Here is a 21,108-nt window from a genome sequence, read left to right as displayed (position 1 = left end):
GGGAAGTTAAGCATGCCAGAGGTAAAAGTTCCAGAATTAGCAGAATCCATAACAGAAGGTACCATTGCAGAATGGTTAAAACAAGTCGGTGATAGCGTTGATAAAGGCGAAGCTATCGTTGAATTAGAAACGGACAAAGTTAACGTTGAAGTCGTTTCAGAAGAAGCTGGTGTACTTCAAGAATTATTAGCAAATGAAGGCGATACGGTTGAAGTAGGCCAAGCTATTGCAGTTGTAGGTGAAGGCAGTGGTAATAACACTTCAGAAGCACCTGCGAAACAAGAAGCACCTAAACAAGAAACTGAAACATCTACAGACGACAAATCAGCGCAACCAGCTGAAGCAACTAGCAATGATACAGATGATAAATCACAAGATAATAACCAACGCGTTAATGCAACACCATCTGCACGTAAATACGCACGCGAAAAAGGTATTGATTTATCTGAAATAGCTGCAGCTTCAAATGATGTAGTTAGAAAAGAACATGTTGATCAAAGCCAAACTCAAACAAGCACCCAACAACAAGCACAACCGGCTGCTAAAGAAGAAACGAAAAAACTAACACAACAAAATCCATCAAAACCTGTAATCAGAGAAAAAATGTCTCGTCGTAAGAAAACAGCAGCGAAAAAATTATTAGAAGTTTCTAATAACACAGCTATGTTAACTACATTTAATGAAATTGACATGACAAATGTTATGGATTTACGTAAACGTAAAAAAGAACAATTTATTAAAGATCACGACGGTACTAAACTTGGTTTCATGTCATTCTTCACAAAAGCTGCAGTTGCTGCATTGAAGAAATATCCTGAAGTCAATGCTGAAATTGATGGAGACGATATGATTACTAAACAATATTATGATATTGGAGTTGCCGTATCTACAGAAGATGGTTTACTTGTACCTTTCGTCAGAGATTGCGATAAGAAAAACTTTGCTGAAATCGAAGATGAAATTGGCAACTTAGCGAAGAAAGCACGCGACAAAAAACTTGGTTTAGACGACATGGTTAATGGATCATTCACGATTACCAACGGCGGTATCTTTGGTTCAATGATGTCTACACCAATTATCAATGGTAGCCAAGCTGCAATTCTAGGTATGCACTCAATTATTACGCGTCCAATTGCTATCGATGCAGATACAATTGAAAATCGCCCAATGATGTATATTGCATTAAGCTATGATCATAGAATTATCGATGGTAAAGAAGCAGTAGGATTCTTAAAAACAATCAAAGAATTAATTGAAAACCCAGAAGATTTACTATTAGAATCTTAATCCACAACACAAAATAGTTTACTAACCCTAATACAACGGCGTTTAACGTCGTTGTATTTTTTATGTATTTATGCATTTTTGAAATACACACGGAATCTTTCCTAAATTATGAGTCCTTTGATTTACTAGCTTGTATTTTGTGACAAAAAACAGGCATATTACAACAGTTATGAAATAAAATCAAACACTCAGCAAAAAATAAATCGCTTACATTATAAAATGATATAATATATTTGATATAAATAATTAAGTAGAGAAGATGGAATGATTTTGAAAAAATTATTATTCGCAACTTTGGCTACAAGCGATCCTTTAAGTGTTTCTATTGGTAGTCTCCTACGTGCTATGGCTAGTTCATCCCTAGACATAAGTAAAGGTGTTTATATAAATATAAAATCTGTAAAAATTGCCGCTGGTAATTACGTGTTTCAAGGTACTAATTGGGGTTATCAATAAAAAAGAAATGATTTTTAATCGTTTAATAAATTAAATAGCGGCATTATAAACAAGTCAATATGATAATCGTTAATCCTAATAGACTGTTTCTATATACTATAAAACAAAGGCATCGATTCCACATTTTAGTGGTGTCGATGCCTTTATTGTTAATAATGTATAACCATATTTATACGAATCGTTGTATCATGGTTATTAGCATAATTGTGAAACATATTCGCATTAAACTTTATTGATTCATTTTCTTTAATGATAAATTGCTCATCTGCTAATATAAGCGTCAATGTGCCATCAAATACGGTTATGTATTCCATAGTGCCAGATCCATGTGGTTCACCGCTCATAGTCCCTCCAGGCTCAATAAGCACCATATAGCTTTCGAATTTTTTCTCAATATCAAATTTAAAATACGGATAAATTTGATATTTATTATCTTCTGATGCTAAAGGTTGAATATCATTCAAAGTGATCTTTCTAATGATTTCATCATTTTCTTGAGTAAGCTCAGTAAATGAAACTTTTAGACCATTAGCTATTTTCCAAAGTGTCGTAATAGATGGTATAGATTCTTTACGTTCAATTTGTCCTAGCATCGTTTTACTTACTTCAGTAAGATACGATAAATGTTCCAGTGAATATCCATTTTGTTTTCTATAGAGTTTTAAATTTTCAGCAATAATATCATTAATTTCTTTCATTCTTTAAACACCTCTATTTACAATATAACGCACATAAAGTATACTTTAAAGTACAAACGTTATAACGCATTTAAAAACTTTATAACGTTTTTCACGATAGGGGGGGAGTGCGTTGTTACTACTCAACATGCTGGTTTATGCTGTTGTAGCAAGCTTTACACCAGGTCCAAACAATATTATGCCTTGTTTTTCTCGCAAAATTTAACCTTTAAAAAAGCATTTCGTTTTTCATTAGGTGTTGGATTGGTTTTTTTAGCTTTACTATGTTTATCCAACATTTTTAATGAATCACTCAATACAGTTTTTCCTAAAATTGAAATATACATGAAAATTTTTGCTTTTATTTATCTTTTATATTTAGCTTATAAAGTATTAATAAGTTCAATCGGTGGCCCAAAAAAATCCTTTGATGAAAAATATAGTAATATAAAATATGCAATGATACTTCAATTTATTAATCCAAAAGGTGTAATTTATGCATTAACAGTTATCTCAACTTTTGTGACACTTAATTATTCCAATTGGATAGTGCAATTGAATTTAGTAATTTTATTGGCTTTTATTGGCTTTCTAGGTACTTTGAGTTGGGCTGCTATAGGTACGCTCTTAAAAGAATGGATTACCAAACATGAATTACTATTTAATATTATTATGTCATGCCTGTTAATTTATGTAGCTTTTAGCATTGTTCTACATTAATTTACGGAAGCTGAGTAGTGTAATGCATTTACTTTCATCACATCTCCTTAAATTGTTGGTCTTTTATCATCATAGCTACTGCTTAATTTTGTTCAATAATCAACACAATAAATACCATTCTAATTACAGGCGACTGATAACCTCATATGCTTTTATGCATCATGACGTTAAATGTTGCTGATAATATTTTCTTGGACTACAACCATAAGATGTTTTAAATCTTCTGTAGAAATTAGAATAATCACTGAAACCACACTGTATTGCAACTTGTTGTGGACTATGACCATTTTTTAACATACGTTGTGCATTTTGAAGTCGTTTATTTAATAAATAGCGATAAGGCGGGTAGCCAACTAAACGCGTAAAATGTTGTGTTATTTTATAACGACTAACTAAAAATTTCTTTTCAATATCTTCTAACGAAATCTGATCTGCATAGTGTAATTCCATATAGTCTAATACTTGTCGAACAAGTTGTGCTTCTGGATCATCATTATGCGTTGATGATTCGTTCTCTATGAAAATTCTATTTAATAGTATAAAAAATTGCGTTAATATTGCTTCTTCTGCCAGTGATTTTCCAAATTTTTGATTATCTTGTTCATTAATTAATCCCTGTAATAAATAATATAACTCTCTTTTTTGTGACTCATTTAATTGTAGTAAATTTTTAAATTGAGATGATTGTGTATCAAAACATTGAGTTAAATCCACAGATTCATTAGACAGTCTTTCTAATAATTGGGAATCAAAACGCAAACCAATACGTTCCGCATGCCCATCCATTTGTTCGTTTAATTGATGAAATTCATAAGGTGTAATGATAAGCATTGAGCCAACGTCTAATTTGTATTTTCTACCTTCAATTGTGTAAAGCAAGTTCCCAGATAATGAAAAAATATTTCATAATGATCATGATAATGCAGTTCATTCCCAAAATGGCCATCTCTGATTTTATGTCATGCTGCATATTCACCTTCTTATGGCAATGAGATTGAATCAAATTGAAATTTTATTGCCTTATCTCCAATCATTTAAGTCCTCCTCTCAAAAAACAATCTTTTTTCACGTTTTTACAATGTTGCTAATTTTCACATAATTTATAATAACATTATAACACTTAAAGGTATTTAATTATGAGAGGATGAACTAAATTGACTAAACCTCAAATTGGTGTACAAATGATGATGCTTAAGCAAAAGGTTGAAGAAGAAGGCATTTATACAGTCTTACAAAAATTAAGTGAGCTTGGCTACAATGCAGTTGAAGTATCACAAATTGAAATGACAGCGCATAATATTTCTGAAATGCAACGCGCAATTAAAGATTATGACATCAATATTGCTTCCATGTCTTGTGGAGTCGAAGATATATCAGAAGATCAAAAATATCCGGGTGACACTTTGCAGAATGATTTCGATAAAATTGTTGCTGCCTGTAAAGCTGTGGATTGTACAATATTAAGAATTGGCATGTTACCCATGAACTATATGGGATCAAAAGAAAGTACTTTAAATTTTGCTAAAATCTGTGATGAATATGCAACACGTTTAAAAGAAGAAGGCATTGATTTATATTATCATGCACATAATATAGAATTTGTACGTTACGATGGACAATTTATGCTTGATTTAATGCGTGATCATACACAATACTTAGGTTTTGAATTAGATGTGCATTGGATTTGGCGTGCAGGTCTAAACCCAATTGAAGTTATACCAAATTACGCAAATAGAATTCGTGCAATTCATTTAAAAGACTATCGCGTTGGTGAAATTGATATGGCTCAATATCCAGGTGAGGGTCAAGAAAAACTTTATTATATGCTACATATGATTACACAGTTTGCTGAGCTTGGCGAAGGTACTTTACCTTTGAAAGAAATTATCGAAGTAGGTCGTGAAAGTGGCAGTGAGTATTTCTTCGTTGAACAAGACGAGTTATATGGTGCTGATCCATACGATTGCCTAATTACCAGTCGAGATCATTTATTAGAATTGGGATATAAAAACTGGTTCTAATCAGGGCTATATATTAATAAAAATAAAATCAATTTATACATTATTTTGAAAGCGATTACAAACTTTTGATTAAAGGGGGATTCATTCTTATGTTAAAAAATATCGCAATATCCGGATTTTCTGATGAAATATCGTCTGACTTCGAAACACAATTACAAAAAGTTAATGAATTAGGCATGAACTATATTTCATTACGTGGTATTGATGGCGAAAATATCGGTAAATTTACAGTTGATAAAATTCGAACAACGGTTTTACCCAAATTAAAAAAATGGAATATTGGTGTATCATCTATAGGTTCGCCTATAGGTAAAATTTATATTCAAGATGATGCAGCTTTTCAAGAACAACTATCCATATTAAAAACAATGTGTGAAATTGCAAATGAACTTGAATGTAAATATATACCAATTTTCAGTTTTTATATTCCAAAAGAGGACAATTTTGATGATTACGAATCAGATGTCATTTCTAAATTAAAACAATTTGCAACAATAGCTGAACAGTACAACATTATTTTATTGCACGAAAATGAAAAAGACATCTTTGGTGATATTGCACGTCGTTGTAAAGTCATCCTTGATAAAGTAGGTTCAGCTCATTTTAAAGCTATTTTTGATTTTGCTAATTTTGTACAATGTGGCGAAGATACACAAGCATGTTATGATCTCTTATCAAATCATATCGAGTACATACACATAAAAGACGCTGTTTATGAAGATAGTATCAATGTGGTATGTGGTACTGGTGATGGTCAAATAGCATCTATTCTAAAACAAGCCATCGACGGTGGTTATCAAGGATTCTTAACTTTAGAACCGCATCTTGTCGTTTTTGATGCGATTTAAGATTTAGCATTAGAACATTCTACAGAGACTATTCAAAATACTGCAGCAAAAGATGGTGCGGAAGGTTATCAAATGCAATACGAAGCACTTTTAGATATTTTAAAAAATATTGAATATAAGGAGAATGCATAATGAATAAAGTTCGTTTAGGTATTATAGGATTAGGTGCACAAGGTGGAACATATGCAGGTTTTATCAATGATAATAAAATAGCCAATTTAGAACTCGGCGCAATATGTGATATTAATCCAGAGAAAAGAACAGTCGCTGCAGAAAAATATCCCAACGTACCTTTCTAAGACAATTATATTGATATGTTAGAAAGTGGGGATGTGGATGCAATTGTAACAACAGTGCCTCAATACTTGCATACGAAAATTGGAAAAGAGGCATTATCTCGAGATATTCATGCATTACTAGAAAAACCTGGTGATATCTATGCAGAAAAAGTAAAAGAAATAAGTGATTTAGCCGCTTCAAAGCCAAATTTAACATTTGGAATCTTTTTCAACCAAAGAACAAATCCACTTTATCAAAAAGTAAAATCTTTAATTGATAACGGGGAAATTGGTGAAATTCGTCGTACCAATTGTATTATTACGACATGGTGGCGTCCACAAGCTTATTATGACCAAAGTTCATGGAGAGCAACATGGTCAAGTGAAGGTGGCGGTGTACTAGTAAACCAAGCACCGCACCAGATTGATTTATTACAATGGCTATGTGGTTTACCTAAAAAAGTTTACGCTAATGTAAAATACGGCTATCAAAGAGATTTAAATGTAGATGATGATGTAACAACCGTATTAGATTACGGTAATGGGGCAACGGGTGTATTCATCACATGGACGCATGACATTATCGGTACTGACCGTTTAGAAATCACTGGTGATAAAGGTAAAATTTTAGTAGAAGATAGCAAAAAAATCACATTGAAGAGCTTGAATCAATCAGAAACACAAATGAACCAAGACATGACTTGGGAAGAAGTGGCAGAGCTTTTCAAAGGCAATGGTATGGGCGATATTTATAAAGAAGAAACATTTGAATTTGAAAGTGTGTGGGGCCAACAGCATATAAGTGTTTTAGAAAACTTTACAGCAAACATCTTAGACGGGACACCTTTAATCGCACCAGGTAGTGATGGTATCAATGTGTAAACTTTGTAAACGCCATGTACTTGTCTAGCTGGTTAGGCAAGGAAGTTTCACTACCAGTGGATCCAAATGAGTTTGAAAATGCATTACAAAAAAAAATCAATTCAGAGAAATAATTTGTCATAACTTATAATCAATGGAGATGGTCAGATGCTTAAAGTAGCTGTTGTTGGTCTTGGAGATATTTCTCATGTCCATATCCACGCGATACAAAATAGTACTAAAGCACAATTAGTCGCTGTTTGTGATGAAAATGAAAAATTGAGTCAACAAGTACCACATGTAAATTATTATAATGATTTACAAACCATGATAGATTCTGAAACGTTGGACTGTGTTCATATTTGTTTACCACATTATTTGCATGTTTCGACTACAACAACATGCGTAGAAAATGGAATTAATGTGCTACAGGAGAAACCATTAGCGGTAAATGCTAAAGAAGGACTCGAGCTCGTAAAGCTTCAACGAAAGTATCCGAATATTAAAATTGGTATATGTTTCCAAAATAGATATAATGCTACTTTCCAAGCATTACAAGAAATTGTTGAAAGTAAAACGTATGGAGAGGTGATTGGTGTAAAGGGATTAGTTACGTGGTTTAGACCTGAATCATACTACACAGACAAACCATGGCGTGGTCAAATGGCTACTGCAGGTGGTGGTGTGCTTATTAACCAATCCATTGATACATTAGATTTAATGCAACTTTTATGTGGAAAAATTGCATCAATCAAAGGCACTGTTTCTCAGTTACTGGACTACGATATTGAAGTGGAAGATACTGCCTCTGCACATATCAAGTTTGAAAACAAAGCAAATGGTATGTTCTTTGTTACAAATGCGAATTTCGGAAATTCAAGTGTTGAATTACAGATTATCTTTGAAAATGAAAAATTTACAATCAAAGATAATATACTTACTCGTTTTAATGAAGCGGGCGAAAAGATAAAAATTGGTGAAGATGAAAAATGACCGGTAACAAAACGTATTACGAGCCAAGTCACGGAAAATTAATTAATGCCTTTTATGACTGCATCAATAATGATAGTAATAACTACGTTCATCCAAAGGATGCATTAACTTCTATCGCTATGATTGATGCCATACAGAAATCATCAGAATCACTTAAAACAGTACAATTCGACAGTATTTAATACCTCAAAATTTTCTATGGTAGTATCGTCCTTACGTGACGATGCTACCATTTTTTATTCATCGATGTTGGTTTAATATATTTAAAACGTTGCAATTAAATGTACACACTTTAATTGATATTTGAACAGCACTTCCATTACACTTGATATAATCTTATCGAAATGAGGCTATTTACATGAATAACAACTCCAAAATCATATTAGATTTAGCTGTTACTTTAGATGGTTTTATTGAAGGACCAAATGGAGAAATTGATTGGTGTATCATGGAGCCTGAGATGAATTTCACTGCATTTTTAAATCAAATTGACGCTATCATTTATGGTCGTAAAAGCTATGACTTATGGGGATTGTATACGCCTGATGATGAACAAGAAAACGATGACCAATTGATGTGGCAATTAATTCATAGCAAAAATAAATATGTATTTACCAACCAAACACGTTCCAACCATGACCAAACACAATTTATTAAACCTAAGGACATGTATACAACAGTGAATGACATCAAATCACAACAACAAAAAGATATATGGTTGTATGGTGGTTCGGAGCTCATTACGTCATTTATTAAACACGACCTCATAGATGAATATCGGCTATCCATCCATCCCGTTGTACTAGGGACAGGTAAACCACTATTTGAAAATATCCATAAACAACTTAATCTATCCCACGTACAAACAAACACATTTAAAAGTGGTGTTGTTCAATTGATATATAGTAAAGATTAATATAAAAAGGAATGATAAGTTTGAATGTAGCAGTCAATGCGAAAAATGTTTCCTTAAAGCTTAATAATAAATATATTGTTTCTAATATTTCTTTTGAAATACCAAAAGGTTCCATTACGTTAATCAAGGGCGACAATGGTATAGGAAAAAGTGTTACATTAAAATTAATAGCACAATTAATACGACCAACAAAAGGTAAGATTCAGACTAACGGTCGTATTGCCTATGCGCCTGATAAATTTCCAAATAATTTAAAAATAAAAGTCCATACATTTTTAGAAACGATACAAAACTTAAATAATAACTATGACCATAATTGGAAATATTATAGTAAATCATTTAATTTATCTTCATTTGAAAAAGATAAATTAAACCAAATTTCAAAAGGGACATTGCAAAAAATAAATATCATACAAGCATTGTTATCAAATGGAGAAATACTTATTTTTGATGAACCATTTAATGGCTTGGATAAAAAAACAGAGAGTAACTTTATTTCTTTATTAAAAAAACTGTCAAAAACAAAAACAATTATTTTGACTTCTCATGAAAGCAATATCGTTCAATCATTTGCAACACATGAATTAAATTTGCATAACGGCAAATTTAAGACAATAAATACAAACCCTAAATTTAAAGCTATTACATTTTTGACTTCTAAAAATGCATCTATCAGTTTTCCTCAAGTATTAGCTCAGAAAATACATAATCAAATTAATATTAATAATAATTCAATAAAAATATACATAGATAGAAATGATACAAATATTATTTTGAATAACTTAATCAAGCATAATTATAAAATACTAGAAGTGAAGGACGAGTAGTATGTTACTAACATTTTTAAAATATGAAAATATTAAATTTATTAAATCATTTCAATTCATTGCACCTATATTTTTATATTTAATCTGGGTCGTTGGTATTTATATATACACGGACATTCCTATTTTATCTAGTTATGGATCGACTTCAGTAGGCCTATATATCATTTCAACTTGGCTGACTATAACTAATTTCAAAACTGATTCTATTAATGAACGGTATGTATTTTATATTCAATTATCTTCAAAACTCAAGTATTTAATTTTTAAAATGACTTACATATTTCTTATAGTATTTACGCTAAACATCATATCTCTATTTTATCCAATATTACTTGGTAATTTTGATAAATCAATGACACTCAATTTATTTTTCATAGGATTAATCATCCACATACTTATGGGAGGTTTTGGTATTTTGTTAGGTACTTACATAACAAATACAAATATTATTTTTAAACCTTACTGGTGGCTGATTACTGTATTTTTCATTATTGTGTCATTAATCAAAATAATAATAGTTAATAACCTTCCTTTTACAAAATGGATATTATGGATACTACCACCGATCAATAATTTATTATCTTATTTAACAGAGGATTCAATACAAATATATGACCTTAACTTTCTTGTACTAGTGTTAATTTCATTTGCTTACCAATTTATTGCTTTTTGCCCCTTAATATATTTATATAAAAAGAAATACTAGAATGAAAATAGCCCATCGCTCACTTAAACAAGTAATCGATGGGCTATTTTCATGCTTAATCATTTTCATAAAGTTAAACCTTAATTTAACAATATGAAATTAAAGTATTTACGCTATATAAACAAATAATTCTATAATGGCAATAATTAAAAAGATCAAGAATACTATGCCATATATATTATTCTTCTTAACACTTTTAGCATTGGCATTTTTTTGTTTCGCTTTACTATTTAAATTAGAAAAGAAAGTGATGCCAGAATAAACAGCAATAAGTACCGTTATTGCAAAAACAATCCATACACTAGTCATATTTCTACCTCCTATATATCATATTCCATCTATTTTTTAATCTTTCATTAAAAATTTTAAATACGTTATATATCTATATTAATACATATTTTAAAAACGTCCAATGTATAATCTTAAAAATTCATAAAACGTTCTTTACTAACAAACATCATCATATTAATCACATTAAAAATACGTTATAATAAATTGAAAAGTGATAAATAAAGGGGTTAATATAATGAATGGTCTAAGAAGTGTAACAACCGGGACAGATAATTTAGAAAAAACTAAAACTTTATTTAAAGACATACTTGGATTAAATGTTGCTGATAAAGGCAATGCTTTACGTTTTGGAGACGCTGAACTCAATTCTGGGACACGTATTCATTTTGTAGAAATTCCAAAATATCAAAATGATGATAATCATATTGAAAATATTGGTTTGAGAATTCCAAGTGATGAAGGTCTAGATGAGTATAAAACTATATTAGATCAGCATCATATTGAGCATAGTGAAGTAACAGATTTGAATGGACATAAGTATTTTGAATTTCAAGATCAAAATAATCAGTCTTTTAATATTTATTCAAATGAACATAATATAGGTGCGCCTTTAGGTGTGCCTACATTTGATAGCACTGTCAACCCACTACATCAAATTCAAGGGTTAGGTCCTGTTTTACTTAAGGTCAATGAATTATTATTAACTCAATCTATTTTAGATAAAGTATTCGGTTTAACACACTTTGCTGAATATGCACCACATCCAGATGCGGATTATAAAGTACAAGTATTTCGTATAGGAAAAGGTGGTTTAGGTGGAGAATTGCATTTATATGCTTCCTCCGAAGAGATTAAAATGCCTGAACATGGTATCCTTGAACAAATTGAATTCGCTACAGAGTCTAAGGCACAGTTCCAGAATGCATTACAACAACTAGAATCTATAGGCATTCCTTATCAATCATTAGATCAAGATGGCGAAAAATCTCTTAGAATTAGTGAAAAAAGTGGTATCACTTTCATATTAACATTAGAAATCAAAGAATAAGCGAGGTATATATTATGTTACATGAAACATGGAAAAATAATACACCTATAAAGAAAGTAGAAGTCGTACATACAGATGCACAAAAATTTACTGTTTCTGATATGTTAACAATTGATAAGCAGTATGATGTTATCAATGAAACTGAAGAATATTATCAAATTGTAGATAACTCTGGACTTGTCGGTGGTTATTATAAAGATTATTTTAAAGAAGTTTAAACTGAGCACTGTATGCAGAACACTGTTTGCGTATTTATAATATTTTTCTAATAAGACTGGGGCAAACGAACGATTAACGATTCATGCCCCAGTCTATTTTTAGTGATTGAAAAACTAATTATTTTATCCATTTTAAAAGGAGATTATAAAGTGATGGCAAATACCAATTATATTAATAGAGATGAAACTGTATTCAATGATGCGCAATCATTAATGCAACTTAATAAAAATATATTACTAAAAGGACCGACTGGATCAGGAAAAACAAAATTAGCTGAAACATTAAGTGAGACAATGAATAGACCTATGCACCAAATTAATTGTTCCGTTGATTTAGATGCAGAAAGTCTTCTCGGGTTTAAAACAATACAAACAAACGAAAATGGGTCACAAGAAATAGTATTTATTGATGGGCCCGTCATAAAAGCTATGAAGGAAGGTCATATTCTTTATATAGATGAAATTAATATGGCCAAACCCGAAACGTTACCTATATTAAATGGTGTATTAGATTATCGTAGAAAATTAACTAATCCATTTACAGGTGAAGTCGTTAATGCAGCACCTGGATTTAATGTAATCGCAGCTATCAACGTAGGTTATATTGGTACATTACCAATGAATGAAGCATTAAAAAACCGTTTCGTTGTTATTCAAGTAGATTATATTGATGGAGATATTTTGAGTGATGTAATCAAACAACAAAGCCAACTCAGTGATGACATAATGATTCAAAAAATCATTAAATTCAATGAAGATTTGCGTACAATGACAAAACAAGGTCAAATTTCTGAAGAAGCGGCAAGTATAAGAGCATTAATAGATCTAAGTGATTTAGCTACGATTATGCCTATCGAACGTGCAATACAACGTACAATTATAGACAAACTAGAAGATGAACGTGAGCAACAAGCTATTTTAAATGCAGTAGAATTAAATTTTTAGTGAGGGATAATCATGAGTGATCGTTTTATAAAATTTAATGATGAACAATTAGACGCTAAGCAAGTCATGATGCTTCAAGATTTAGCCCGACTTTTATTAAAAAATGATCAAACACAAGTAAAAATACAAAAATTTCCATATTATGATCCAATAAACAATACCCTAATTACAAGTTCATTTTGGTCACATAGAGATATAGCAATAGAAACTACAGGATTGAAGACCGATGTCATGCTTGCTGCTTATGGTTATCAAATGATGGATGAACAAATCGTTAATGAAGTGATTCATAATACAACATTTCAACATCCAAAATTTTTCCAGCAACTATTCAAATTACTTGAAGATCAACGTATTTTAAATGCCATTGCAAGACAACGTCCATCGATTCAACCCGCTATTCAAATGCGTAAAGAGGTACGGTTAAATTATACGAAAACACAAATTAAAGTATATAAAACTAAAACCACTTTCACTGACTTACTATTTTTACATTTAGAAGCATCTTTTATAACTGAAAATTTTTATGATATTCCTCAAATCCATCCACATATTGACGATATTTTAAACAATATGTATATGTATTTGCATAATTTTTTCTATAATCAATCGTCTGAAGACAATATGTATTTAGCAGAAAGAATCATGTATCAAATTGATGACATATTAAAAGAAGATATGTTAAATGAGTATTATCACTTACCTAAAAAAGTCTACGAAGCGATTGAGGCACTCAAATTCGAAGACTTAACAAGAACTGATGCCAGTAATTCAGATGGCAAATCAGAAGAGCAAAGTGATGACAATACAGTTAGTGAAGACATGGAATCTAACCATCAAGATAGTGCTTCTCAAGGTGGTGCCTATTTAGAAATGGAATTACATGAAGGTGAAAATAGTGAAGTCATGGGGGACAATGATAACGCACGCGAAGGTGATGCAAGCGATGACATGACTGACATGCAAACCAAAAAAGGGAACGGCCTAACCAATAATCAAATCGATGACGATGAGGGCGGTTCAGTCGGACATAATCAAGCTTTTGCATTAAAAGGCATCAATGAGCGAGTTGAAATTAAATGGAATATACCAGATATTGAACCACAATATGTACAAGCATACAAAAACGTTGAATCAGATGTTCAATTTGAAATAAAAGATTTAATACAAATCATCCAGAAGACCATAGACAGAGAACATGTTGATGAGCGACATAATTTAACTAAAGGCAGACTGCAAAAGAATTTATTAAATTGGTTCATTGATGACCAATACAAATTATTCTATAAAAAACAAGACTTAAGTCAATCTTTCGATGCTACTTTCACGCTACTTATTGATGCTTCAGCAAGTATGCAAGATAAAATGGAAGAAACAATCAAAGGGGTTGTCCTTTTTCATGAAACCTTAAAATCTTTAAATGTCAAACACGAGATTCTAGCCTTTAATGAAGATGCCTTTGATGCTGACGATGCTAACCAACCAAATATTATTGATGAAATCATTTCTTATGATCATTCAACATTAGAAAAAGATGGCCCAAGAATTATGGCGCTTGAACCCCAAGATGATAATAGGGACGGTGTCGCTATTAGAGTTGGAAGTGAGCGTCTAATGCGTCGCTCACATAATCAAAGATTTTTAATTGTATTTTCAGATGGTGAACCGTCTGCCTATAATTATAGTCAAGATGGTATCTTAGATACTTATGAAGCTGTTGAGATGTCTCGTAAAATGGGTATCGAAGTGTTTAATGTCTTCCTTAGTCAAGAACCTATTACAGAAGACATTGAACAAACAATCCATAATATCTATGGTCAATATGCTTTATTTGTTGAAGGTGTTGAAAATTTACCTGCACAATTGTCACCATTATTAAAAAAACTGTTGTTAAAGTCTTTTTAATAAAACAAATAGTTATAAATGGCTTTTATATTTTTAAATATTCTGAAATTTATATAGACGTTATCTAAACAAACATGATAGAATGGATAATATTATTTTATTGGTTAGAAGGAGAACGACATATGAATAAAAATACATGGATTATAGGTTTCACACTATTTGCAATGTTCTTTGGTGCAGGGAACCTCATTTTTCCACCAAACTTAGGCTTAGAAAGTGGGCAATATTTCTGGCCATCCATACTCGCATTTGCATTAACAGGTATTGGATTACCTCTGTTAGGTGTTATTGTAGGTGCATTGGATAAACAAGGTTACATTGGTTCATTAAATAAAATTTCACCTAAATTTTCAATCATATTCTTAATTATTATATATCTTACAATCGGACCACTATTTGCAATTCCACGTACTGCATCTACTTCATTCGAAATGACAGTTACGCCAATAGCAAATACGAATAGTAATTTAGCACTATTTATTTTCACAGTTATTTATTTCTTAATTGTTTTATATTTATGTATTAATCCTAGCAGAATGGTTGATCGAATTGGATCATTATTAACACCCTTACTATTGATCACTATCTTAGCAATGATTGTTAAAGGATTCGTTGATTACGGTAGTAATTCACATAGCCAAGCAACTGATGCTTTCACATCAAACTTCAGTGGTTTTTCACAAGGATTTACGAACGGATATTTAACAATGGATGCGATTGCTGCGATTGCTTTTTCAATGATTGTTGTAAATGCAGTAAAAGCAACGGGCGTCACACATGCAAATAAAATATTCAAACAAACATTGATGGCTGGTATTATTGCTGCCGTAGCACTTATGTTTATTTACATATCATTAGGCTACATCGGCAATCATATGGCAGTTTCTCAAGAAAAAATCGCGAGTTTGACTGCAAATGATCAAAATATCGGTACCTATTTATTAACTACAATGGCAAGTGTTGGATTTGGAACTTTTGGTAAATATTTGTTAGGCATTATTGTTGCTCTTGCTTGTTTAACTACAGCTTGTGGTTTAGTCGTAGCAGTATCAGAGTATTTCCATAGAATTTTCCCAAGAATTTCATACAAAATTTACGTAATTATTTTCACATTAATTAGTTTTATCTTAGCTAATCAAGGCTTAAACTCTGTCATTACAATGTCTGTACCTGTATTGAGTATTGTTTATCCTATTGCGATTACATCCGTACTACTTATTTTATTAGCTCGTTTTGTACCAACAAAACCCATTGCACAACAAATACCAGTCGCTATCGTTTCTATTGTATCAATACTCAGTGTGATCCATACACAAGGTTGGATAAAATTAAGCTTCATTGATAGTTTACCGTTAAAATCATATTCATTAGAATGGTTCCCAATCGCGATTGTAACTACAATTATTGGATATATTGTAGCGGCAATGGTTAAAAAACAAAAACCGATTGTGTATGAAAAAGAATAACTATAATCATCTCTAAAACAAAATATAAATTTTCAAAGAAGATTCCAATTATTTTTGGAATCTTCTTTTACTATTATAAAGCTGTTTTTAAATATTTTTATAATTATAGAATCAAATTATTTTAAATGCCCAATTGATTACTTTTCAAAAGTAAGCTATACTCTTTACTTCAAGTGTTTCGTCATAATTAAACTTTTTAACATTTTGGTCTAAAGCAATGTAAATCGTTTGAAAAAGAAAACACGTAACATAGAGGAGTCGAATAATATTAAATATTCTCAATGGAAAGAAAAACTAGATTGGCCAGTATTTTTAATAAGCGGGGGCATACTTGTCTTATTTGTACTGATGTCATCAATATTCACTAAGACAACATCAACATTAGTTCAAAAAGGATTTCAGCTTTCAATTACATATTTTGGTGCTTTTTGGCAAGTTTTACTGCTAGCTACTTTTGCTGTTGGAGCATTTTTAGCTTTTTCCAAATACGGACGCGTAAGATTAGGTAATGCCTCTAAACCTGAAATGGGTTATTTCAGATGGGCTGCTATTGTAATAACATCTGGTTTAGGAGCTGGTGCGATTTTTTGGGCAGCAGCGGAACCAATGTATTATTTTATAGATGTACCGCCAACAATGGATCCAAATATTAAAAATAGCAGTACTCAAGCCATTCCGGCTGCCATGGCACAAAGCTTTACATCCTGGGGATTCACAGCATGGGCAGTTTATGGTGCAGTCAGTGGCATTATTATTATGTATGCACACTACAATAAAAATATGAAAATGCGTCCACGTACGCTGTTGTATCCAATCTTTGGAAGTAAAATTGAAAAGAATAAAATTGGATGGATGATCGATGTATTTTGTATTTTAGGTGCAGTTGCAGGTACAATTGGCACAATCGGCTTCTTTGGTTTCCAATTTAGTTATTGGTTACATAGTATATTTGGTATCCCAGATAATATTATCACCCAAATTTTATCTGTAGTTGGTTTAATGGTCGTTGTTACAATTTCTGCCACGACAGGTATTGATAAAGGGATACAGTTTTTAAGTAAACTTAATGTATGGCTTGCTTTAGCACTTGCCGTATTTATTTTATTAATAGGGCCTGGCCGTTTTATTATTGATACATTCATTTCTTCTTACGGCGTATATCTTACTCACTTTTTAGAAATTAGTACATTCAGAGGAGATGACAAATGGGCTGGAGCATGGATGTTATTCTTTTTCGGCTGGTTTATTGGTTACGGGCCATTAATGGGCATGTTAGTTGCACGTGTTTCAAAAGGGCGTACAATCAGAGAGATATTCTTACTCGTTTCTATAGTAGCTGCTGTTGTGTCGCACTTATGGTTCTCCATACTTGGTGGTAGTGGCCTCTTTTACGAAACTAAAGATAGTGGGGCGATTAGTAACCCATTAGCTGATAATGGACTGCCAGCAGCAGTTATATCAATCGCATCACATCTACCATTAGGTACTGCACTGGTCATTGTATTATTATTACTAACTTTAATTTTCGTAATCACAACTGCGGATACGATGTCATTCTCAATATCTATGTCAGTAACTGGAGAGGGAGATCCACCTAAAATGATTAGGCTCTTCTGGGTAGTTATTATGGGTGTTATTTCAATTATCTTGATAAATATTGGTGAGGGTAGTATTAACGCTATTCAATCATTTATCATCATCACCGCCGTTCCTATATCAATCATTATGTTACCGGCTATATGGACAGCACCAAAAATTGCTCATAAATTAGCTGTTGAACAAAAAATCACTACTGAAAATAAACAAGATCATACTAAAGATAACATTTTAGAAGAAAGATCTTCAGATAATAAGCACTAAAAAACACGGAATTACTTATCACAGTAATTCCGTGTTTTTATATACTTAATTATTTATTTTCTTTCATATCTAACAATTGATTTTGTAATTCTGTTTCAAGTTCATTTAATTCTGATTCAGCCTGTTTACGTTTCGTACGGCCATGTTCTTGAATTTGTAACGTTTGTTCAATCGTTTCAATGATATCTTTTTGCGTTGTTTTCAATGTTTCAATATCCACAACTCCGCGCTCATTTTCAGTAGTAGTTGCTAGAGCATTTTGTTTCAACAGCTCGGAATTTTTTAGTAATAAATCATTTGTAGTATCCGTAACTGCTTTTTGAGCAGAAACCGCATTACGTTGTCTCATTAATGTCAGTGCGATAGACATTTGATTCTTCCATAATGGAATACTCGTTAATATTGAACTTTGAATTTTTTCTGCAAGTGCTTGATTCACATTTTGTATCATTCGTATTTGTGGGGCAGTTTGTATAGCAATTTGTCTTGATAGTTGTAAATCATAAATACGCTTATCTAAACGATCAACAAATTGTTCCATATCAGAAGCAGCTTGCACATCCATTTGATTTCCCGTAGATTTCGCTTGTTCTCTCAATTTAGGGATTTCATCTTGTTGCAAAACGTATTGCTTGTGTTTAGCAGCTTCTATATATATTGATAACTCATCAAAATAGTCTTTATTCATATCATACAATTCATCCAACATATCTATATCTTTTTTTAAATTGTTTTTATGTTTATCTAGTTCAATTGAGATACGATCAATTTGTGAACCGACAGATTGCATTTTTGAAAATATCTCATTAACTGATGCCTTTGTTCGTTTAAAAATACGCTTCAACTTGGATTGGTTTTCCGGATTTAATTCTTCTGGATTGACCGATTTTAATTTACTCATTAATCCGTTTAATGAGTCACCTACAGGTCCCACATCTGTAGTTTTGACTTCATTTAAAATTCGGTGTGAGAATTGTGACATATTTGATTGCGCTTCCGTACCATAATTTAACAAACCATCATTATCCATTGGTTTAATTTGTTTACTCAATTTATCAATTTTTTGTTGATCTTCATGAGAAAACTGACTTGAACTTTTTATAATTTCAGACTCATTTGCTGAATTTTCATCAATATACTTATCCAATGGATGCGAATTAATCGAGTCTTGCTCTCTAGCCATAAAATTCCACTCCATTCTGCCTTTAATTGTCTATTTATTTGTTGCGTTTCTGCTCAATTTTATTCAATTCCATTTCAATATCTAGCTGGCTATAATCTTCGTCATTAATCCTTCTTAAATCAGCAACCAAAGTTCGTTTCACTTCATCTAATGTGATGCGCGTTTGTTCTAATTTTTGTTTTTCTTCTTTAGATTTTTTAGGTGATTTAGATAATCTCGTATAAGCTTCAATTAAATTTAAAGCATTATCTATATGAGAGTAAAAGAAACTCTCCACCTTGAAAAATGACCCTGGTCGCTGTTTAACAGCAAAATATATTGCACGGGATATACGATATATCTCGTTGACTTGTTTAAAATCTTTAATCGATCTAACATTCACAAATGTTTTAAATATTCTTCTAATTTTATCCTGAGCATTATTTAATTGACCATTTACAAAATGATAATCTCGACGAGACAAACCAATTTCTCTTAGATACTTTCTAGAAGTTAAACGTTGGGTAGGAAAGTAAAATACAATAAATGTTGCAGCAGCTACTAATACATCGAAAATAAAATATATATCTAATGCAAAGATACTAGCAAACCAAGCAATAACTGCTGCTGGTAAAGCAATAATTGTCCCAAAAATACGAGAAATATTATATCTCAAAATTCATCTTCCTTTATATCGTTCTAAATTTTTTCAATGATTGATCATAATCTAATGCTTCTATTGTGTAATCTTCAACATGTGATGCTGGAGAGGCACCTTCTGTAACAGCGTTAATAAATTCAGTTAAGGATGGCTCATCCCCTTGAGCATAAATATCAACATAATTATCAATATTTTCAACAGTACCAACTATATTGTGTTTTTGTGCTATTTTTTCTGTATAATAACGAAAACCTACGCCTTGTACCATTCCAAATACTTTAATATGTTTACGTTGCATAAAATCACCTCTTAATAACATTATACGAAATTTCACTCTACAAAACTAATATTTACGTTTATAATCCAGTTGTATATAGGCCAAAAGTATGAGACAGATAACTTGATTTTGTCGCTTAACTCGTTAGAATATTACACATAGGCAAAAATTGTACGTCTCTGAATTTAAATAATGAATCCTATATTTAGTTTTATTCATATTCTATTTATAAACATGGGGATTTTTATTTAGAGTGAATGTATCATACAACATACATATGTATATCCAATTTGCACTATAAGTCTAAAAGGTATGCATTATAATACCAAAAATTCATTTTAGACTAATTGTGAAAGGGTGAAATAAAATGTGGACAGTTGCAAAAATTCGAGCTGATTATGAAGGCTGGTGGTTATTTAGTGACTGGACTGATCAAATCGTGGAACAGCACAATTTCGAGACTTATGATGCAATGATGGCTTTTTATAATGCTTTAATTTTAAAAAGTAAACGCCACTATGATAATTACTTAGTCGGCAAATACAATATACATGCATTTTATAATAATTGTGAATTAGGATTTTGTGAAGATTGTGATGAAGATTTACAAATATTCTATAGTTATATTGTTTTAAATAATAATGAAGTTTATTATAATTTACCTAACATTGAATAAACAGTTTAT

The 21,108-nt window shown here is 31.4% G+C and carries 22 protein-coding genes and 1 pseudogene; 17 read left to right on the top strand and 6 right to left on the bottom strand.

The window, feature by feature from the left end:
- The first annotated feature begins 12 nt into the window (after positions 1-12).
- Together sucB and L987_RS06995 are read left to right on the top strand one after the other, a co-directional pair.
- Complete coding sequence (gene sucB / locus L987_RS07000) at positions 13-1,287, top strand: dihydrolipoyllysine-residue succinyltransferase (protein ID WP_011303107.1); 1,275 nt, start codon at positions 13-15, stop codon at positions 1,285-1,287.
- Between the two features lie 294 nt (positions 1,288-1,581).
- Entirely contained in the window at positions 1,582-1,743 is a 162-nt protein-coding gene (locus L987_RS06995; RefSeq protein WP_231097695.1) for a hypothetical protein, read from the top strand.
- A gap of 149 nt (positions 1,744-1,892) precedes the next feature.
- Here L987_RS06995 and L987_RS06990 read toward each other — a convergent pair whose 3' ends face one another.
- Complete coding sequence (locus L987_RS06990; RefSeq protein WP_011303108.1) at positions 1,893-2,441, bottom strand: helix-turn-helix domain-containing protein; 549 nt, start codon at positions 2,439-2,441, stop codon at positions 1,893-1,895.
- A gap of 183 nt (positions 2,442-2,624) precedes the next feature.
- Here L987_RS06990 and L987_RS06985 point away from each other — a divergent pair, with 183 nt between their 5' ends.
- Entirely contained in the window at positions 2,625-3,140 is a 516-nt protein-coding gene (locus L987_RS06985; RefSeq protein WP_225310427.1) for a LysE family translocator, read from the top strand.
- Between the two features lie 159 nt (positions 3,141-3,299).
- Here L987_RS06985 and L987_RS06980 read toward each other — a convergent pair whose 3' ends face one another.
- Positions 3,300-4,019 (bottom strand): AraC family transcriptional regulator, encoded by a 720-nt coding sequence (locus L987_RS06980; protein WP_225791492.1) that lies wholly within the window; start codon positions 4,017-4,019, stop codon positions 3,300-3,302.
- 275 nt (positions 4,020-4,294) lie between these two features.
- On the opposite strand from L987_RS06980, the gene L987_RS06975 reads away from it, so the two are divergent.
- From L987_RS06975 to L987_RS06950, 7 genes and pseudogenes are all read left to right on the top strand, one after another.
- Entirely contained in the window at positions 4,295-5,161 is an 867-nt protein-coding gene (locus tag L987_RS06975; protein WP_047503780.1) for a sugar phosphate isomerase/epimerase family protein, read from the top strand.
- 89 nt (positions 5,162-5,250) lie between these two features.
- Positions 5,251-6,009 (top strand): sugar phosphate isomerase/epimerase family protein, encoded by a 759-nt coding sequence (locus L987_RS06970; RefSeq protein WP_231558585.1) that lies wholly within the window; start codon positions 5,251-5,253, stop codon positions 6,007-6,009.
- Between the two features lie 131 nt (positions 6,010-6,140).
- Positions 6,141-7,282 (top strand): annotated as a pseudogene (locus L987_RS06965) (Gfo/Idh/MocA family protein).
- A gap of 34 nt (positions 7,283-7,316) precedes the next feature.
- Positions 7,317-8,141 (top strand): Gfo/Idh/MocA family protein, encoded by an 825-nt coding sequence (locus tag L987_RS06960; RefSeq protein WP_331454256.1) that lies wholly within the window; start codon positions 7,317-7,319, stop codon positions 8,139-8,141.
- Entirely contained in the window at positions 8,138-8,323 is a 186-nt protein-coding gene (locus L987_RS14350) for a Gfo/Idh/MocA family oxidoreductase (RefSeq protein ID WP_312573205.1), read from the top strand. Before L987_RS06960 ends, L987_RS14350 begins: the two co-directional genes overlap by 4 nt.
- A gap of 176 nt (positions 8,324-8,499) precedes the next feature.
- A complete protein-coding gene (locus L987_RS06955) occupies positions 8,500-9,057 on the top strand; it encodes a dihydrofolate reductase family protein (protein WP_047503777.1) in 558 nt (185 codons plus the stop codon).
- Between the two features lie 11 nt (positions 9,058-9,068).
- Positions 9,069-9,884: an ATP-binding cassette domain-containing protein gene (locus L987_RS06950; protein ID WP_048787360.1), complete on the top strand. Its 816-nt coding sequence runs from the start codon at positions 9,069-9,071 to the stop codon at positions 9,882-9,884.
- Between the two features lie 814 nt (positions 9,885-10,698).
- On the opposite strand, the gene L987_RS06940 is transcribed toward L987_RS06950, so the two are convergent.
- Positions 10,699-10,899: a hypothetical protein gene (locus L987_RS06940; RefSeq protein WP_047503774.1), complete on the bottom strand. Its 201-nt coding sequence runs from the start codon at positions 10,897-10,899 to the stop codon at positions 10,699-10,701.
- A gap of 217 nt (positions 10,900-11,116) precedes the next feature.
- Between L987_RS06940 and L987_RS06935 the strand changes: the two genes are divergently transcribed.
- The 6 genes from L987_RS06935 to L987_RS06910 all read left to right on the top strand — a co-directional run bounded on the left by L987_RS06935 (position 11,117) and on the right by L987_RS06910 (position 18,323).
- Positions 11,117-11,929: a lactoylglutathione lyase gene (locus L987_RS06935; protein WP_047503771.1), complete on the top strand. Its 813-nt coding sequence runs from the start codon at positions 11,117-11,119 to the stop codon at positions 11,927-11,929.
- 14 nt (positions 11,930-11,943) lie between these two features.
- Complete coding sequence (locus tag L987_RS06930; protein WP_047503768.1) at positions 11,944-12,147, top strand: DUF6501 family protein; 204 nt, start codon at positions 11,944-11,946, stop codon at positions 12,145-12,147.
- Between the two features lie 153 nt (positions 12,148-12,300).
- On the top strand, positions 12,301-13,092 hold the full coding sequence (locus L987_RS06925) for an ATP-binding protein (protein WP_002483311.1): 792 nt from the start codon (positions 12,301-12,303) through the stop codon (positions 13,090-13,092).
- A 12-nt stretch (positions 13,093-13,104) separates the two neighbouring features.
- Positions 13,105-14,997, top strand: coding sequence for a vWA domain-containing protein (locus L987_RS06920; RefSeq protein ID WP_047503765.1), 1,893 nt, complete (start codon positions 13,105-13,107; stop codon positions 14,995-14,997).
- Positions 14,998-15,119: 122 nt separating this feature from the next.
- Entirely contained in the window at positions 15,120-16,463 is a 1,344-nt protein-coding gene (gene brnQ3, locus L987_RS06915) for a branched-chain amino acid-like transporter carrier protein BrnQ3 (RefSeq protein WP_047503762.1), read from the top strand.
- 228 nt (positions 16,464-16,691) lie between these two features.
- Positions 16,692-18,323 carry a BCCT family transporter gene (locus L987_RS06910; protein WP_011303124.1) on the top strand — a complete coding sequence of 544 codons (1,632 nt, stop codon included), beginning with the start codon at positions 16,692-16,694 and terminating at the stop codon, positions 18,321-18,323.
- A gap of 49 nt (positions 18,324-18,372) precedes the next feature.
- Here the strand turns inward: L987_RS06910 and L987_RS06905 are convergent, their stop codons facing one another.
- Genes L987_RS06905 through L987_RS06895 form a run of 3 tightly spaced genes read right to left on the bottom strand, consistent with a single transcriptional unit; the run spans position 18,373 to position 20,444 of the window.
- Complete coding sequence (locus tag L987_RS06905; RefSeq protein WP_047503758.1) at positions 18,373-19,506, bottom strand: toxic anion resistance protein; 1,134 nt, start codon at positions 19,504-19,506, stop codon at positions 18,373-18,375.
- Positions 19,507-19,540: 34 nt separating this feature from the next.
- Positions 19,541-20,161 carry a 5-bromo-4-chloroindolyl phosphate hydrolysis family protein gene (locus L987_RS06900; RefSeq protein WP_047503755.1) on the bottom strand — a complete coding sequence of 207 codons (621 nt, stop codon included), beginning with the start codon at positions 20,159-20,161 and terminating at the stop codon, positions 19,541-19,543.
- Positions 20,162-20,174: 13 nt separating this feature from the next.
- A complete protein-coding gene (locus tag L987_RS06895) occupies positions 20,175-20,444 on the bottom strand; it encodes an acylphosphatase (protein WP_011303127.1) in 270 nt (89 codons plus the stop codon).
- 346 nt (positions 20,445-20,790) lie between these two features.
- Between L987_RS06895 and msaA the strand changes: the two genes are divergently transcribed.
- Complete coding sequence (msaA, locus tag L987_RS06890; RefSeq protein WP_011303128.1) at positions 20,791-21,099, top strand: regulatory protein MsaA; 309 nt, start codon at positions 20,791-20,793, stop codon at positions 21,097-21,099.
- Positions 21,100-21,108 lie beyond the last annotated feature (9 nt).

Origin of the sequence: Staphylococcus sp. ZWU0021, from assembly GCF_000798895.1 — a bacterium.
GTDB classification, from domain to species: domain Bacteria; phylum Bacillota; class Bacilli; order Staphylococcales; family Staphylococcaceae; genus Staphylococcus; species Staphylococcus saprophyticus.
Note: the sequence above shows the minus strand (reverse complement) of the source record. Positions and strands in the feature narration are given on the sequence as shown.

What these genes read in the sequence shown, in the direction of transcription:
- sucB (WP_011303107.1), top strand. Translation starts at nt 13, where the DNA reads ATGCCAGAGGTAAAAGTTCCAGAATTAGCAGAATCCATAACAGAAGGT.
- L987_RS06990 (WP_011303108.1), bottom strand. Translation starts at nt 2,441, where the DNA reads ATGAAAGAAATTAATGATATTATTGCTGAAAATTTAAAACTCTATAGA.
- L987_RS06970 (WP_231558585.1), top strand. Translation starts at nt 5,251, where the DNA reads ATGTTAAAAAATATCGCAATATCCGGATTTTCTGATGAAATATCGTCT.
- L987_RS06960 (WP_331454256.1), top strand. Translation starts at nt 7,317, where the DNA reads ATGCTTAAAGTAGCTGTTGTTGGTCTTGGAGATATTTCTCATGTCCAT.
- L987_RS14350 (WP_312573205.1), top strand. Translation starts at nt 8,138, where the DNA reads ATGACCGGTAACAAAACGTATTACGAGCCAAGTCACGGAAAATTAATT.
- L987_RS06955 (WP_047503777.1), top strand. Translation starts at nt 8,500, where the DNA reads ATGAATAACAACTCCAAAATCATATTAGATTTAGCTGTTACTTTAGAT.
- L987_RS06950 (WP_048787360.1), top strand. Translation starts at nt 9,069, where the DNA reads ATGATAAGTTTGAATGTAGCAGTCAATGCGAAAAATGTTTCCTTAAAG.
- L987_RS06940 (WP_047503774.1), bottom strand. Translation starts at nt 10,899, where the DNA reads ATGACTAGTGTATGGATTGTTTTTGCAATAACGGTACTTATTGCTGTT.
- L987_RS06935 (WP_047503771.1), top strand. Translation starts at nt 11,117, where the DNA reads ATGAATGGTCTAAGAAGTGTAACAACCGGGACAGATAATTTAGAAAAA.
- L987_RS06930 (WP_047503768.1), top strand. Translation starts at nt 11,944, where the DNA reads ATGTTACATGAAACATGGAAAAATAATACACCTATAAAGAAAGTAGAA.
- L987_RS06925 (WP_002483311.1), top strand. Translation starts at nt 12,301, where the DNA reads ATGGCAAATACCAATTATATTAATAGAGATGAAACTGTATTCAATGAT.
- L987_RS06920 (WP_047503765.1), top strand. Translation starts at nt 13,105, where the DNA reads ATGAGTGATCGTTTTATAAAATTTAATGATGAACAATTAGACGCTAAG.
- brnQ3 (WP_047503762.1), top strand. Translation starts at nt 15,120, where the DNA reads ATGAATAAAAATACATGGATTATAGGTTTCACACTATTTGCAATGTTC.
- L987_RS06905 (WP_047503758.1), bottom strand. Translation starts at nt 19,506, where the DNA reads ATGGCTAGAGAGCAAGACTCGATTAATTCGCATCCATTGGATAAGTAT.
- L987_RS06895 (WP_011303127.1), bottom strand. Translation starts at nt 20,444, where the DNA reads ATGCAACGTAAACATATTAAAGTATTTGGAATGGTACAAGGCGTAGGT.
- msaA (WP_011303128.1), top strand. Translation starts at nt 20,791, where the DNA reads ATGTGGACAGTTGCAAAAATTCGAGCTGATTATGAAGGCTGGTGGTTA.